At 73.8% G+C, this 14648-nt stretch carries 13 protein-coding genes; all 13 read right to left on the bottom strand.

Going from position 1 to position 14648, the window contains the following annotated elements:
- Positions 1 to 143: 143 nt before the first annotated feature.
- The 13 genes from CFP66_RS19725 to CFP66_RS19665 all read right to left on the bottom strand — a co-directional run bounded on the left by CFP66_RS19725 (position 144) and on the right by CFP66_RS19665 (position 14248).
- A complete protein-coding gene (locus tag CFP66_RS19725; RefSeq protein ID WP_094926398.1) occupies positions 144 to 728 on the bottom strand; it encodes a TlpA disulfide reductase family protein in 585 nt (194 codons plus the stop codon).
- Complete coding sequence (locus tag CFP66_RS19720; protein WP_094926824.1) at positions 725 to 1360, bottom strand: histidine phosphatase family protein; 636 nt, start codon at positions 1358 to 1360, stop codon at positions 725 to 727. The genes CFP66_RS19725 and CFP66_RS19720 overlap by 4 nt, the downstream gene beginning before the upstream one ends.
- An 8-nt stretch (positions 1361 to 1368) precedes the next feature.
- Positions 1369 to 2706: a glutamate-1-semialdehyde 2,1-aminomutase gene (hemL, locus tag CFP66_RS19715; protein WP_198961572.1), complete on the bottom strand. Its 1338-nt coding sequence runs from the start codon at positions 2704 to 2706 to the stop codon at positions 1369 to 1371.
- A gap of 59 nt (positions 2707 to 2765) precedes the next feature.
- On the bottom strand, positions 2766 to 3656 hold the full coding sequence (locus CFP66_RS47270) for a hypothetical protein (RefSeq protein WP_143517308.1): 891 nt from the start codon (positions 3654 to 3656) through the stop codon (positions 2766 to 2768).
- Positions 3657 to 3701: 45 nt separating this feature from the next.
- A complete protein-coding gene (locus tag CFP66_RS19705; RefSeq protein ID WP_094926394.1) occupies positions 3702 to 4175 on the bottom strand; it encodes a DUF4282 domain-containing protein in 474 nt (157 codons plus the stop codon).
- 81 nt (positions 4176 to 4256) lie between these two features.
- Positions 4257 to 5237: a porphobilinogen synthase gene (gene hemB / locus CFP66_RS19700; protein WP_094926392.1), complete on the bottom strand. Its 981-nt coding sequence runs from the start codon at positions 5235 to 5237 to the stop codon at positions 4257 to 4259.
- A gap of 111 nt (positions 5238 to 5348) precedes the next feature.
- On the bottom strand, positions 5349 to 6887 hold the full coding sequence (locus CFP66_RS19695) for a bifunctional uroporphyrinogen-III C-methyltransferase/uroporphyrinogen-III synthase (protein ID WP_094926390.1): 1539 nt from the start codon (positions 6885 to 6887) through the stop codon (positions 5349 to 5351).
- On the bottom strand, positions 6884 to 7831 hold the full coding sequence (hemC, locus tag CFP66_RS19690; RefSeq protein ID WP_094926388.1) for a hydroxymethylbilane synthase: 948 nt from the start codon (positions 7829 to 7831) through the stop codon (positions 6884 to 6886). The genes CFP66_RS19695 and hemC overlap by 4 nt, the downstream gene beginning before the upstream one ends.
- Positions 7828 to 9222 carry a glutamyl-tRNA reductase gene (locus CFP66_RS19685; RefSeq protein WP_094926386.1) on the bottom strand — a complete coding sequence of 465 codons (1395 nt, stop codon included), beginning with the start codon at positions 9220 to 9222 and terminating at the stop codon, positions 7828 to 7830. Before CFP66_RS19685 ends, hemC begins: the two co-directional genes overlap by 4 nt.
- Positions 9219 to 9956, bottom strand: coding sequence for a redox-sensing transcriptional repressor Rex (locus CFP66_RS19680; protein WP_233159559.1), 738 nt, complete (start codon positions 9954 to 9956; stop codon positions 9219 to 9221). The genes CFP66_RS19685 and CFP66_RS19680 overlap by 4 nt, the downstream gene beginning before the upstream one ends.
- Before the next feature lie 290 nt (positions 9957 to 10246).
- On the bottom strand, positions 10247 to 11827 hold the full coding sequence (locus tag CFP66_RS19675; protein ID WP_233159558.1) for a molybdopterin-dependent oxidoreductase: 1581 nt from the start codon (positions 11825 to 11827) through the stop codon (positions 10247 to 10249).
- 613 nt (positions 11828 to 12440) lie between these two features.
- Positions 12441 to 12686 (bottom strand): glutaredoxin family protein, encoded by a 246-nt coding sequence (locus CFP66_RS19670; RefSeq protein ID WP_094926382.1) that lies wholly within the window; start codon positions 12684 to 12686, stop codon positions 12441 to 12443.
- Entirely contained in the window at positions 12683 to 14248 is a 1566-nt protein-coding gene (locus CFP66_RS19665) for an AMP-binding protein (protein ID WP_233159557.1), read from the bottom strand. Before CFP66_RS19665 ends, CFP66_RS19670 begins: the two co-directional genes overlap by 4 nt.
- Positions 14249 to 14648: the final 400 nt, after the last annotated feature.

Below are 14648 nucleotides of genomic sequence, written 5' to 3'. Positions count from 1 at the left end.
CCGACTCGCGGGGGTGAGCGCGCGACTCGCGGGGTGTGGGCGCGACTCGCGGGGGTGAGGGCGCGACTCGCGGGAACTCCGCGAGTCGGGGTGTGGCCGTGGGCGAGTCGGGGTGTAGGTGTAGGTGCAGCCGTGTCGCTGGGTCAGACGGTGGCGGGTGGCTCGGCCTGCAGGCGCTGCACCACCGGGATCAGCTCGGCCACCCGGATCTTCTTCAAGTAGACCGCCGCCACCCGCTGCTGCTTGTCGAACACGATCGTCGACGGGACGACGTTGCGCGGGTAGCCCGACAGGCCGGCCAGCGCGCGGGCAGGCGGGTCGAAGATCGAGTCGAAGGTGATGCCGCGGTTGCGGACGAAGTCGACCGCGTCCTGCCGGGCGTCCCGCACGTCGACCCCGAGGACCACCGCGCCGGTCTCCTCGCCGATGAACTGCAGGTCGGGCATCTCCTCGCGGCACGGGCCGCACCACGAACCCCAGATGTTGAACACCACGACCTTCCCGGCGTGGTCCGCCAGCCCGATCGTGGTGCCCTCGTGCAGCAGGCTCTCGCCGGTGATGCCGTCGACCGTGCCCCGGCTCTCCGGGGGGTCGTAGAAGATCTCGGTCTGGCCGCCGGGAGCGACGAACTGGAAATCCCCGCCGGTGGCCACTGCTTCCTGCGTGCCCGAGCAGCCCGCGAGGAGCAGCGCGACGAGGGCGAGGGCCGCGGCCCGCAGCCGGTTCATGCGCCCGTCTGGCCGGGGTCGCTGGCGCCGGCCGGTTCGGTGTAGCGCAGCTGCGTGAGCTCGGTGCCGCTGAACACCAGCGACGTCACCGACGCCAACGCGCACTGCCGGCGCCGCGGGTCGTGCCACAGCCGTTGCCCGGTGACGAAGCGACGCAGCGTCCAGATCGGCAGCTGGTGCGACACGCACACCGCCTCGTGACCCTCGGCCAGGTCCCGCGCGCGGTGTACGGCGGCGAGCATCCGATGCGCGATCCGCAGGTAGGGCTCGCCCCACGAGGGGGTGAACGGGTCGCGCAGCAGTGGCCAGTACCGCGGGCTGCGCAGCGCCCCGCCGCCGACGGAGACGGTCTTGCCCTCGAAGCTGTTCTCCGCTTCGAGCAGGCCGTCGTCCGTGCGCACCTCGACGCCGTGCGCGGCGGCGAGCGGCGCAGCCGTCTCCTGAGCGCGCTGCAGCGGCGAGGCGAGCACGGCCGTGACGTCCACCTCGGCGAGCGCCTTCGCCACGATCTCGGCCTGGTTGCGGCCGTTCTCCGACAGGTGGAATCCGGGCAGCCGGCCGTAGAGGATGCCGGTGGGGTTGTGCACCTCACCGTGGCGCAGCAGGTGCACCACGGTGCGCGCGGGGGGCATCGGATCGCTCATTGCGACGCCTCCGCCGGAGGCGTCGCCGTCGCCGCGGCCTGCGCGGCGGCCGGGAGCGCGTCGGCGATGGCCTGCCAGGCGTCGTCGTTCAGGGCGGCCGAGACGAACCAGGCCTCGAACGCGCTCGGCGGCGCGTAGACGCCCCGGTCCAGCAGCGCGTGGAAGAAGGCCGGGAACCGCCAGGTGGCTGCGGCCTGCGCGCCTGCGTAGTCGTGCACCTCGTCCTCGGTGAAGAACACCGAGAGCAGGTTGCCCGCGAGCTGGACGCGGTGTGGCACGCCCGCGGCGCGCAGCGCGTCGCCGATGAGCCCGCCCAGCCGGGCGGCGTTGGCGTCCAGCGCGGCGTAGACGGCGGCGTCGGCGTGGCGCAGCGTCGCCAACCCGGCGGCGACGGCGACGGGGTTCCCGGAGAGCGTGCCGGCCTGGTAGACGGGCCCGGCCGGTGCGAGGTGGGCCATGTGCGCTGCCGACCCGCCGAACGCCGCGGCGGGCAGACCACCGGACATGACCTTGCCGAACGTGTAGAGGTCCCCGGCCACCCCGTCGAGGCCGAACCAGCCGGCCGGGGAGACCCGGAACCCGGTCATCACCTCGTCCACCACGAGCAGCGCACCGGCCGCGTGGCAGATCTCGCGCAGGCCCGCGTTGAAGCCGGGACGCGGTGCGATCGCGCCCATGTTGCCGGCTGCGGCCTCGGTGATGACGCAAGCGATCTCGTCGCCGCGCTCGGCGAAGACCGCGCGCACGGCGTCGAGGTCGTTGTAGGGCAGGACGACCGTGTCGGCGGCCTGCGCGCCCGTGACACCGGGGCTGGTGGGCAGGCCCAGCGTGGCCACACCGGAGCCCGCCTGCGCGAGCAGCGCGTCGACGTGGCCGTGGTAGCAGCCGGCGAACTTGACGATCACGCGCCGGCCGGTGATGCCGCGTGCGAGCCGGATGGCGCTCATCGTGGCCTCGGTGCCGGAGTTCACCAACCGGACCTGCTCGACGGGCGCGACCCGCCCGATGATCTCCTCGGCCAGGTCGACCTCGGCGGGCGTCGGCGCTCCGAACGACAGGCCGTGGACGGCGGCGGCACGCACGGCGTCGACCACCGCGGGGTGCGCGTGCCCGAGGATCATGGGTCCCCACGAGCTGACCAGGTCGACGTAAGTGCGGTCGTCGGCATCGGTGAGCCAGGGACCGGTGGCCGAGACGAGGAACCGCGGGGTGCCCCCCACCGAGGTGAACGCCCGGACCGGTGAGTTCACCCCGCCCGGGATCGCAGCGGACGCCCGCTCGAACAGGCGCCGGGAGGCGTCGGTGCGATCGGCGGTGTCGAGGCCAGAGGGGATCGGCGAGCTACCCACGCCCGCCAGTCTCACATCCTGGGTCGGGGACCCGCGGAGCGGGATCAGGCGCGGGCGCCGCGGATGTAGCGGCTCGGCTCCGCCAGGTACAGGATGATCGTGCCTCCGACGGAGCAGGCGACGACCACGAGGATCAGCAACAGGCTGGCGGTGTCGCCGGAGAGCCCGGTGAGCGTGCCCGCCAGCATGATCAGCGTGAACCCGGCAGTCATGATCGTCAGAATGATGCGCGCCCAGTTCCGGCCGAGGAACGCCAGCACGGCGAACAGCACGTAGAGCAGGGCCAGCCCCAGGATGAGGCCGGCGACGGCCCGGATGCCGGCGATGAAGGTCTCGGTCGTGAGCCCGACCTCCTGCATCTGCTCCTCGAAGTTCAGCTCCGGGGGGAAGACGCTCGGGTCGATCGGCACCGCCAGCAACAACGCCCCGCTCGCGAGGAACGGCAGCGCGCTGATGATCAGCAGTACCAGCGAGAGGACCATGATGCCGGGGCGCTTCGCGGGAGCGGCGTCACCGGGGTCGAGACCGGCCGGCCCTCCGTACGGGCTCTGACCCTTGTCGCCGTACTGGGGCCCGTACGCCGGCTGGCCGTAGTCGGCCGGCTGGCCGTACTGGCCCGCATACGGGTTGTACGGCGGCTGCTGCCCGTACTGAGCGGGCTGGCCGTACTGCCCCGGTTGGCCGTACTGACCGGGCTGGCCGTACGCGCCCGGCTGGCCGTAGGCGGGCTGCCCGCCGTACTGCCCCGGCTGGGCGTACGGGTTGTACTGCGCCGGCTGGCCGTAGCCGCTGGGCTGACCGGGCGCCTGCTGCTGCCCGTACGAGCCCGGCTCACCTGCGTCGCCCGGCTGCTGTGGCTCCGGCCCGCGCTCGGGGGATCCGGAGCCGTCGTCCGGCTGCTGGGCCCCGCGCTGCGGGTCCGACGGGGTACTCACGGCGTCACCGTAGATCCGGACATCCTTCGCTGTCCACGCGGCGCGTCACCGCTTGTGGTGGATGTCCTCCGACATCCGGACGAGCGCGTAGTAGAACTCGAGGGTGACCCGGAAGAGGATCAGGAAGAACAGCACGCCGATCCCGCCGGCGATCAGCGCGACCAGACCGGGACCCACCCCCTGCATGAACCCCCCGATCAGGCCCGCGATGTAGAACAGGGCCAGCAGGACCATCCCGACGATGTAGAGAATCTTCACCACTGCCGGGGTGGCGAAGGTGTTGAAGTCGAAGTCGAAGAGCGCGGCGAGCGGGCTCTTGGCCTGCCCCTGCGGCCCTCCGACCGGCCCCGTGGGTGGTTGGCCGTACCCACCGGGCTGCTGTCCCGGCTGCGGGTAGCCGCCCCAGCCGGGCGGGGGCTGCTGTCCGTACCCGCCCTGGTAGGGCGGCTGCTGCTGGGCGCCGGACCACCCCTGCTGCCCGGGCTGGTACTCCCCGGGTGTCCCGGACTCGTTGCTCATGCGGTCCTCCAGCTGATCAAGGTGGGCGCGATCGTATCCTCCCGCCCTGCCCGCGCCCGGGTGCGGTTCACGACCAGGCGATCACTCCGTGGCGAGCCGGGTGGCCACCTCGGTGGCCCAGTAGGTCAGCACGATGTCGGCGCCGGCCCGGCGGATGGCGGTGAGCGTCTCCAGGACGGTGCGGTCCCGCTCGATCCACCCGTTCGCGGCAGCGGCCTCGATCATCGCGTACTCACCCGACACCTGGTAGGCGGCCACCGGGACGTCCGCGACCTCGGCGACCGCGCGCAGCACGTCGAGGTAGGCCATCGCGGGCTTGACCATCACCGCGTCGGCGCCCTCCTCGAGATCCAGCGCCAACTCGCGCAGCGACTCGCGCACGTTGGCGCCGTCCTGCTGGTAGGTCTTGCGGTCCCCGGTCAGCTGCGACTCCACGGCCTGGCGGAACGGCCCGTAGAACGCCGAGGTGTACTTCGCCGTGTAGGCGAGGATGCCGGTGTCGACGTGACCGGCGGCGTCGAGCGCCTCGCGGATCACGCCCACCTGCCCGTCCATCATCCCGCTGGGGCCCAGCAGGTGCGCCCCCGCCTCGGCCTGCGCCACCGCCATGTCCGCGTAGACGGCCAGCGTGGCGTCGTTGTCGACCCGGCCCTCGGCATCGAGCACCCCGCAGTGACCGTGGTCGGTGAACTCGTCGAGGCAGGTGTCGGCCATGATCACGGTGGCGTCCCCGACCTCGGCACGCACGTCCCGCAGCGCCACGTTGAGCACGCCGTCCGGGTCGCAGGCGGCCGAGCCCGTGGCGTCGTAGCGGGTGGGCACCCCGAACAGCATCAGCCCGCCGACCCCGGCCTGCACCGCCTCGACCGCGGCCTTGCGCAGCGAGTCACGGGTGTGCTGGACCACGCCCGGCATCGAGGCGATCGGCACCGGCTCCGCGGCGCCCTCCTTGACGAACATCGGCAGTACCAGGTGCCGAGGCCGCAGGTCGGTTTCGGCAACGAGCCGCCGCAGGGCCGGGGTGCTACGCAACCGCCGAGGCCGGTGGGTGGGAAACGCCATGTGCCCAGCCTACGACCGGCCACCTGAACAACACCTTGGAGCCTCACTGCTGCTCGTCGTCGCGAAAAACAGCAGTAAGGCTCCAAGGTGTGCGCTGTCAGTGCGCGCTTGTCAGCGGCGGCGGGCCTTCACCTTGCGCGGCGGGGGCAGGGCGCCCTCCGCGCGGAGCTTCGCCGCGTGTGCCGCCAGGGCGTCCACCAGCGCGGGGACCCTCGCCTCCGTGGGCTGGACGTCGACGCGCAGGCCGAACTCCCGGGCGGTCTCGGCCGTCTGCGGGCCGATGCACGCCACGATCGTGCGGGCGTGCGGCTTTCCGGCGATGCCCACGAGGTTGCGCACCGTGGACGACGAGGTGAAGCACACCGCGTCGAACCCGCCGGTCTTGATCGCCTCGCGGATCGGGGCGGGCGGCGGCGCCGCGCGCACCGTGCGGTACGCGGTGACGTCGTCGATCTCCCAGCCCCGGTCGCGCAGGCCGGCCGCGAGGGTCTCGGTGGCGATGTCGGCCCGCGGGAGCAGCACGCGGTCCACCGGGTCGAGCACGTCGTCGTAGGGCGGGAAGATGCCGAGCAGGCCCTCGGACGAGGACTCCTGCGCCTCGTCGACCGACGGCACGAGCTCGGGGTTGATGCCGAAGCTGCGCACCTTCTCGGCCGTGGCCGCCCCGACGCACGCGATCTTGACGCCGGAGAACGCGCGGGCGTCGAGCCCGAACTCCGCGAACTTCTCCCACACCGCGCGCACCGCGTTGGTGGAGGTGAACACCACCCACTGGTAGCGGCCGTCGACGAGCCCCTTGACGGCGCGCTCCATCTGCGTGGGCGAGCGCGGGGGCTCCACGGCGATGGTGGGCACCTCCTCGGCGGAGGCCCCGTGCACGCCGAGGCGGTCGCTCATCGCGCCGGCCTGGTCCTTGGTGCGCGGCACGAGCACCCGCCACCCGTAGAGCGCGCGGGACTCCCACCACGACAGCTCGGCGCGCAGCCCGACCTCGGCGCCCACCGTGACGACGAGCGGGCCCTCCATCTCGGCGCCCGCGGACGCCATCGTGGCGAGGGTGCCCTGCACCGTCTTCTGGGTGGTGTAGGTACCCCCCGAGGTGACGGCCACCGGGGTCTGCGCGGCCACACCGTGCTCGGTGAGCGACGACGCCACCTCGGACAGGTGCGACGCGGTGGCGTGCAACACGATCGTGCCCGGCGCCGCGGCCAGACGTGGCCAGTCCACGCCGGAGCGGACGTCGGCCTCGATGTGCGCCGAGCCCAGCGGCACCCCGGCGTAGGCCGGCACCGCCGTGCCCGCCGGGATACCCGGCAGGACGTCGAAGGGTACGTCGGCGGCGGCGACCGCGATGGCCTCCTGCACGACGGAGTCGAGGGTCAGCGGGTCACCGCTGACGAGCCGGGCGACACTGCGCCCGGTACGCGCCTCGGTGACGAGGTCCTTCGCGACGTCGGAGGGTTGGCCGACGGCGGGCCGTACCTCGGCGCCGTCGGCGACCAGCGCCAGCACCGACTCCGGAACGTCCGCGTCGGTGACGACGAGGGGCGCGCCCGCGAGGGCCTCCCGCGCGCGAACGGTCAACAGCCCGGGGTCGCCGGGGCCGCTGCCCACGAAGGCGACCCGACCCGGGTTGGGCGTAGGTGTCATCTCGGAACTCCCGATCCAGCGTTTCTCGGGAGGGCGGCGAGGCCCCCCATGTCGAGCAGCTCCGCGGCCAGTGCCGCCCCGAGCTTCTCGGCGTCGTCCATGTCTCCGGTGACGGAGGCGCGCAGCAGCGCCCCGTCGGTGGTACCGACCACCGCACGCAGCGAGACCTGGTCGATGACGTGCCCGTCGTCGTCCAGATCCGACACCACGTCGGCGAGCGCGCCGATCGGCGCGCTGCAGCCGGCTTCGAGCGTTGAGAGGACCGCGCGCTCGGCGACGACGGCCGCGCGGGTGGCGGTGTCGTCGAGAACGGCGGCCAGCGACCGTGCGAGCTCCAGGTCGTCGACCCGGCACTCCACGGCCAGCGCACCCTGAGCGGGTGCGGGGAGCATCTGCAGCGGGTCGAGCAGTTCGGTTGCGTCGTCCCGCCGCCCCAGCCTGATCAGCCCGGCGGCCGCCACGACCACGGCGTCGAGCTCACCCGAGCGCACCTTTCCGATCCGCGTGTCGACGTTGCCGCGGATCGGGAGGACCTCGAAGCCGAGGCCGAGCGCCTCGAGCTGGGCCTTGCGCCGCGGAGAGCCGGTGCCGATCCGCGCGCCCGACGGCAGCTCGCCGAGCACCATCCCGTCGCGCGCGACGAGCGCGTCGCGCGGGTCCTCCCGCTGCGGGACCGCCGCGAGGTGCAGCCGCGGGTCGGGCGCGGTGGGAAGGTCCTTGTAGGAGTGCACGGCGACGTCGATCTCGCCGCGCGCCAGCGCCTCCCGCAGCGCCGACACGAACACCCCGACGCCGAGCTCCGCGACGGGCGCGGACGACCGGTCGCCGGAGGTGCTGATCTGCACCAGCTCGCACGCGTGGCCCGCCGCCTCCAGACGCTCCGCGACGAGCCCGGTCTGGGCCGTCGCGAGCGCGCTGGGGCGGGTGCCGATCCGCAATGTCATCGGTCTCGCTCCTCGGCGACCGGGCCGGTGGCGGCGCCGGTCGGGCTGTCGGTGCGGGCTTCGAGCGCGGCGATGACGTCACCGCTGCGCTGCATGGCCACTGCCGCCGGTGTCTGCGGGTCGAGCTCGAACAGCGCCCGCAGCGCGGCGGCGTAGCTGTCGCCGTCGGGCCCCTCGGCCAACCGCTTGACCTGCACGGTGGGTGTGTGCAGCAGCTTGTCGACCACCCGGCGGACGCTGCGGCCGAACTCCTCGCGCACACGGGTGTCGATCTCGGGCAGCCGCGAGTCCAGCCGCAGCAGCTCGGCGTCGATCACCTCGGACGCCCGCCGCCGCAGCGCGGTGACGGTGGGGGTGACCTCGGCGGAGCGCTGCGCGGCGAGGTAGGCCTGGGCCTCGTCGGCCACCAGCGCCTGGGCGGCCGCGACGGCGGACCCGCGCTCGTCGTCGGCGAGCCTGCGCTGCAGGGCGACCAGGTCGATCACCGAGACACCGGGCAACGCGGCCACACCGGGGTCGACGTCACGGGGCAGGCCGAGGTCGCACACCGCGAGCGGGCGGCCCGCGCGACCGGCGACGGCCGCGGCCACGGACTCGAGCTCGACGACCGTGCCGACGGCGCCGGTGCACGCGACCAGCAGGTCGGCGGTGGCCAGCTCGCGGTCGAGCGCGTCGAGCCCGCCGCCCCGGGCGGGTGTGCCCTGGGCGCTGGTGTTCTCGGCCAGTCGCTCCGCGCGGTCGACCGACCGGTTGAGCACCACGATCTCCGCGGCACCCGCCCGGCGCAGGTGGGCGGCCGCGAGGGCCCCCATCGCCCCGGCACCGACGATCACCGCGCGGCGGCCGGCGAGATCGCCGCCCAACGCGGCGGTGGCGTCGGCGAGTGCCTCGGACACGACGGAGGCACCCGCGGTGTCGATGCCGGTACTGGCGTGCACCCGCTTGCCGACCCGCAGCGCCTGCTGGGCCAGCTCGTGCAGGACGCGCCCGACGGTGCCGGCCGCGTCGGCCGTGCTGTAGGCCGTGCGCAGCTGCCCGAGGATCTGGGCCTCGCCCACGACCATCGAGTCGAGCCCGGAGGACACCGCGAAGAGGTGCTGCACGGCCGAGCCCGCGTAGTGCACGTAGACGTGCTCGGTGAGCTCGGCGAGCGGCATCCCGGCGTGCCGGGCGAGCACGGCGGAGACGTCGGCGAGCCCGCCGTGGAACGCGTCGACGACGGAGTAGACCTCGATGCGGTTGCACGTGGACAGCAGCACTGCCTCGGAGACGTGCGGGGCGTGCAGCAGCTCGTCGAGCAGCTTCGGCACCTCGGTGTCCCCGACCGCGGCGCGCTCGAGCACCTGCACCGGCGCGCTGCGGTGCGAGATCCCCACCACGAGAACACTCATCGCAGCAACCCTTCCGACCCGTTCACCGCGTGCCCGTTCGTGGCCGGCGGAACCTCCGCGGCTGCCACGTTCTTGCGCGCGACGTGGAACGCGAGGATCTGCAGCTCCACGGCGAGGTCGACCTTGCGGACCTCGACCTCCCCCGGCACCTGCAGCACGACGGGGGCGAAGTTGAGGATGCAGCGCACGCCCGCCTCGACCAGCAGGTCGCACACGCTCTGCGCGACCTGGGCGGGTGTGGCGATCATGCCGATGGTGACGCCGCGGTCCGCGCAGACCTGCGGGATCTCGCGGACGTGCTCGACGAGGATCCCGTTGATGTGGATGCCGACGAGGTCGGGGTCGACGTCGAAGAGCGCGGCCACCGGGAACCCGCGGCCGCCGAAGCCGCCGTAGCCGGCGAGCGCGTGGCCGAGGTTGCCGATGCCGACGAGCGCGACGGCCTGGCGGTGGTTGAGCCCGAGGGTGCGCTCGAGCTGGTGCACCAGCGCCGCGACCTCGTAGCCGACGCCGCGGATGCCGTAGGACCCGATGTAGGACAGGTCCTTGCGCAGCTTCGCCGGGTTGACCCCGGTGGCGCCGGCGAGCTCGTCGCTCGACACCGTCTCCGCGCCCTCCTCGGCCAGCTCACCGAGCTTGCGGAGGTAGACCGCGAGCCGGGCGACACTGGCCTCCGGGATGGACCGCACCCCGGCGGTGGCATCCTCGGAGCCGGCCTGCGGCGGCTTCGTCACGCTCACGTCTCCTCGATGGTGCTGTGCGATGGTGCTTGCTGGGACGCACGTCAGCGGGGCCGCGCACCCAGGAACCGGATGTACCTAGCCGAATACCCGGGTTCGGGTGTTGACGGCGACTGGAATACACGGTAGCCGCTTGTGAAGGCACGCACAAAGTTGCGATCTTGAGCCGGAGCGTGCTCAACCGACCGCCCTCCGTCCCCCGACCGGTGATCGCTACACGGCTGCCGCTCGTCGCGCTCGCACCCCTCGAAGCAGGCAGGATCGGCCCCGCCGGCCGTCCACGCTCACGCGACGGAGAAGAGGACGGTGGGCCAACCGGACGCGCCGTCGGGCACCGGGTCGGCGGTGACCTCGGTCTGCGTCACACCGTTCGCGTCGGTGGCCCTGCTCTGCATCGTGTGGCTGCCGGGCCCGAGGTCGAAGTCGGCGCGCCACATCCGCCACGTGTCCCCGCCGACGTCGGTGGCCAGCTCCGCCTCGCGCCACGCCCCGCCGTCCACCCGCACCTCGACCCGGCCGATGCCGTCCGGCTGGGACCAGGCGATCCCGGCTGCGGTGACGCGGCCTGCCGGGAGGGACGCGAAGCCGCGGGGGCGGTCGATCCGCGACTGGGTCTTGATCGGACCCCGCTCCGACCACCCGCGCCTGAGCCAGTACCCGGCCTTCGCGGCGAACGTCGTGAGCTCCATGTCGACGATCCACTTCGTCGCGGAGACGTACCCGTAGAGGCCGGGCACGACCATCCGCACCGGGAACCCGTGCTCGGGCGGCAGCGCCTCGCCGTTCATGGCGATCGCCAGCAGCGCGCCGCGGTCGGGCTCCATCAGCACGTCCACCGGCGTGCCGGTGTACCAGCCGTCGACGCTCGTGGAGAACGCCTGGTCGGCGCCGGGACGCACGCCCGCCTCCCGCAGCAGCTCGCGCAGGTCGACGCCGACGAAGTTCGCCGTGGAGATCAGGTCGCCGCCCACCGGGTTCGAGACGCACGCCATCGTGATCGTGCGCTCGACCAGCGGCCGGCGCAGCAGGTCGTCGAAGGTGAGCTCCATCTCGTTCTCGACCATGCCGTGGATCCGCATGGACCAGCCGTCCGCCGTCTCGTCGGGGATGCGCAGGGCCACGTCGATCCGGTAGAAGTCGGCGTTCGGGGTGAGGAAGGAAGGCGTGCCCAGCTCCGGGAACGCCGCGGTCGGCGGGATCGCCGGGGCCCGCTCGACGGGCAGGGCGGCGAGCCGGGCGGTGACCGCCTGCCGGGAGTCGGCCGCCCCGCGTCCGAGCAGCGCACCGCCCGCGGCGGCCACGACCGATCCCAGGGCCACGGCCACCGACGACCGGACGAGCAGCGCGCGGCGGGTGAGGCCGTCGGACGCGCTTGCCGGGCCGTCCCCGGGCGGCAGCGCGCGTGCGTGCAACCAGCGGAAGACGCCGATGCCGACCGCCATGGCCACCGTCGGGGCGAGCACGTCGAGCGGTGCGAAGGACGGCGCGAACAGCACCGCGCCGAAGCCGAGCAGCCCCAGCACCGCGACCACCACGACCCCCGGCTCGGGACGGCGGCGCGACGCGAGGCCCGCCAGCGCGGCGACGGCCGCGAGCACCACGGCCATGCCGGCCAGCAGCACCGGCTTGTCGGCCGTGCCGAACGCGGCTTTCGCGAACTCGGTGAGCCGGTGCGGCGAGAACCGGATCACGGTGTCGCCGACGGCGAGGTAGGGCGACGACGCCGGCGACAGCAGGCCCGCCACGAGTTGCCCCGCCGCCGGCGCCGCCGCCACGGACAGGACCCCGATGAGCGCGGCCCAGCCGCGCGGGATGCGGGTCTCCGCGGTGGGCTCGGGCCGGTCGGGCAGCTCGGTGGTGCGCACACACCGAGTTTCACCCCGGAACCCGCCGCGGTCGGGCCGGAAGGTGTGACGATCCGAGAACGGCGCGCGGCCCGTCACCCCATGATCGGCCCGAGCAGCACATCAGCGCCGCCGGGAGCGTGCTGCCGGATCGGGCCGGCGGATGCCGGATGGTGATCGCTGCGAGAAGCACCTGACCGTCGCCGCGCCAGCACCCACGCACTGCTCGGACCGATCACCAGGCTGCGATCACACCGACAAGTACGCCACTGACGCAGCGTCCGCCCCCAGGTACTGATCAGATCGATCACCGCGGGCCGCGCCCCGACCAGCAGCGCGGCGCGGGGGCTGCCATGACCGGTCCGAGCAGTACGCCACCGCCTCCGCGACGACGGTGGCGCACGACTCGCACCGATCACGCTGCCGGACGCCCATCGAGAAGCACCTCAGCGCGGTCCCCGCAGCCGCCACGGACGGCTCGCATCGATCACTGCTCGGCGACCGAGCCGGTCGCCGCGTCCCACACCGACTTCCTCGTCCCACACCGATTTCCTCGTCGCCACACCGACTTCCTCGTCGCCACACCGACTGCAGTCGGTGTGGGAGCACCACTCTCGGTGTGTGGCGGCCGCGGTCAGTGCAGGGCCGCGCGGAGGCGAGCCTCCTCGACCCGCCAGAAGCCGTGCTCCCGGCCGTCCACCTCGATCACCGGGACGCGGTCGCCGTACTCGGCGCGCAGCACCGGGTCGGAGTCGACGTCCACCGCGGTCCACCCCGCCCCGACGTCGGCGCAGATGCGCGCGACCTCGGCCTCGGCGGTGGTGCACAGGCCGCAGCCGGCGCGGGTGTAGACGGTGACCCGCGGCGTGCCGGCCGTCACGACGGGTTCACCAGCTGGCGCCGGGCCACCTTGCCCGTGGGGGTGCGGGGCAGCGCGTCGGCGAACTCCACGACCGCCGGCACCTTGAACCGGGCCAGCCGCTCCTCGCAGTGGGCGCGGACCTCCTCCTCGGACAGGTCGGCGTCCTCGGCCCGCACGAGAACGGCCTTGACCGCCTCGCCCGTGCGCTCGTCGGGCACGCCGACGACCGCGGCCTCCGCCACGCCCGGCAGCTCGGCCAGCACCTGCTCCACCTCCCGCGGGTAGACGTTGAACCCGTTGACGATGACCAGGTCCGACGAGCGGTCCACCAGGTGCAGATCGCCGTCGGCGTCGAGGAACCCGACGTCGGCGGTGCGGAACCAGCCCTCGGCGTCCGGGCCGCCGGAGCCGTCGGGCCAGTAGCCGGAGAAGAGGTTGGCCCCGCGCACCGCGACGAGCCCGGTGTCGTGCGCCGGGTCGCTCACGTCCTCGTCGATGTCCTCCGGGTCCGGGTCGGCCACGGCGTCGATCGGCCTGCCCTCGACGTCGACGAGGCGCAGCTCGACGCCCGGCAGCGCGCGGCCCACGGATCCCGGCTTGGGTGGGCCGTCCGCGGCGTTGGTGGTGATCACCGGGCCGCCCTCGGTGAGCCCGTAGCCCTCGTAGATCGCCAGCCCGGTGGCCGCGCGGAAGTCCTCGAGCCACTGCGGTGGCAGCGGCGCGCCGCCGGAGGTGCACAGTCGCAGGCCAGCGGTGGCGGCGCGCAGCTCATCGGCCGGCAGCTCGAGCATGGCCCGGAACATCGACGGCACGCCGGCCAGCCCGCTCACGCGCTGCTGCACGAGCACCTCGGCGACGTGCGACGGGTCGAACCGCTCCGTGATCACGACGGTGGCGGCCGCCCAGCAGGCCTGCAGGAACCCCGCGGCCAGGCCGAAGACGTGGAAGAGCGGCAGGGAGAGCAGCACCCGGTCCGCCGGCAGCACCGGTGCCGGGCGCAGCGCGGCGGTCTGGGCGCGGTTGGCCAGCACCGCCCGGTGGGAGAGGCGGACCCCGCGGGGACGCCCGGTCGTGCCCGACGTGTAGATCAGCAGAGCGATCTCCTCGCCGCCCGCGCCGCGGTCGGTGGCCGGCCCGGGAGCACGTGCGGCGAGGTCGGGTGGCGGGAGGACGGCGGCGCCCGACGCCGCCGCGCAGCGCTCGGTGGACTCGTCACCCTCCGCGGCCACGACGAGGACCGGCCTGCAGTCGTCGAGCACGAACTCGAGCTCGCGCACCACCCCCACCGGACCGAACGGGACGACGACCGCCCCCGCCCGCAGCGCGCCGAGCACGGCCACGCAGAACGCCGCCCCGTTGCCGAGCCGGACCAGCACGCGCTCGCCCGGCACGACCCCGGCGCCGGAGAGCCGGGCCGCCTCGGCGGAGACCGCCCCGTCGACCTCCGCCCACGTGAGGGTGATTGCGCTGGTCACGTCGATGATCGCGGCATGATCGGGCGCGACACGCGCCGCGTCCGCCACCAGATCGCCCACGTGGGTCCGTGCCCCGCCCTGCGGGCTGCCGGTCGGGATGTCCACTGTTCTCCCCGGGTTGGCGGTGCGCGCGATGCCTCCGCGGCCGAGTCTGGCACGAACCGGGCGACGCGGCGCCTGCGACGCTCGGCGCATGACGCACCCCGTCGCGCCACGGCGACACGCGGGTCCTCGGGGCGTTGACCGCGTGTAGTCGGCCGCTCACCGGAAGACGGTCACGGCGAACGGTGGTGCGTGCTTCGCCACACCGGGCCGGCCGTATGCTCCGCCGCTACAGCCAACTCAACGGCCGACCCACGAGATCGTCGCGAAGCTCACCCGAGGGAGTGGCATGCAGCTTGTTGCCGCCGGCGCACCACGGGCCGATCCGCCGCACCACACCGCACCCCGCAGGGTGTCGACGCGGCCCCCTGACCTCCGACGCGGTTGCAGGGCCCGCCGGGAT

This window comes from Pseudonocardia sp. MH-G8 (assembly GCF_002262885.1).
In the GTDB taxonomy this organism is placed as follows: Bacteria; Actinomycetota; Actinomycetes; order Mycobacteriales; family Pseudonocardiaceae; genus Pseudonocardia.
This window is presented reverse-complemented; position numbering and strand designations above follow the sequence as displayed.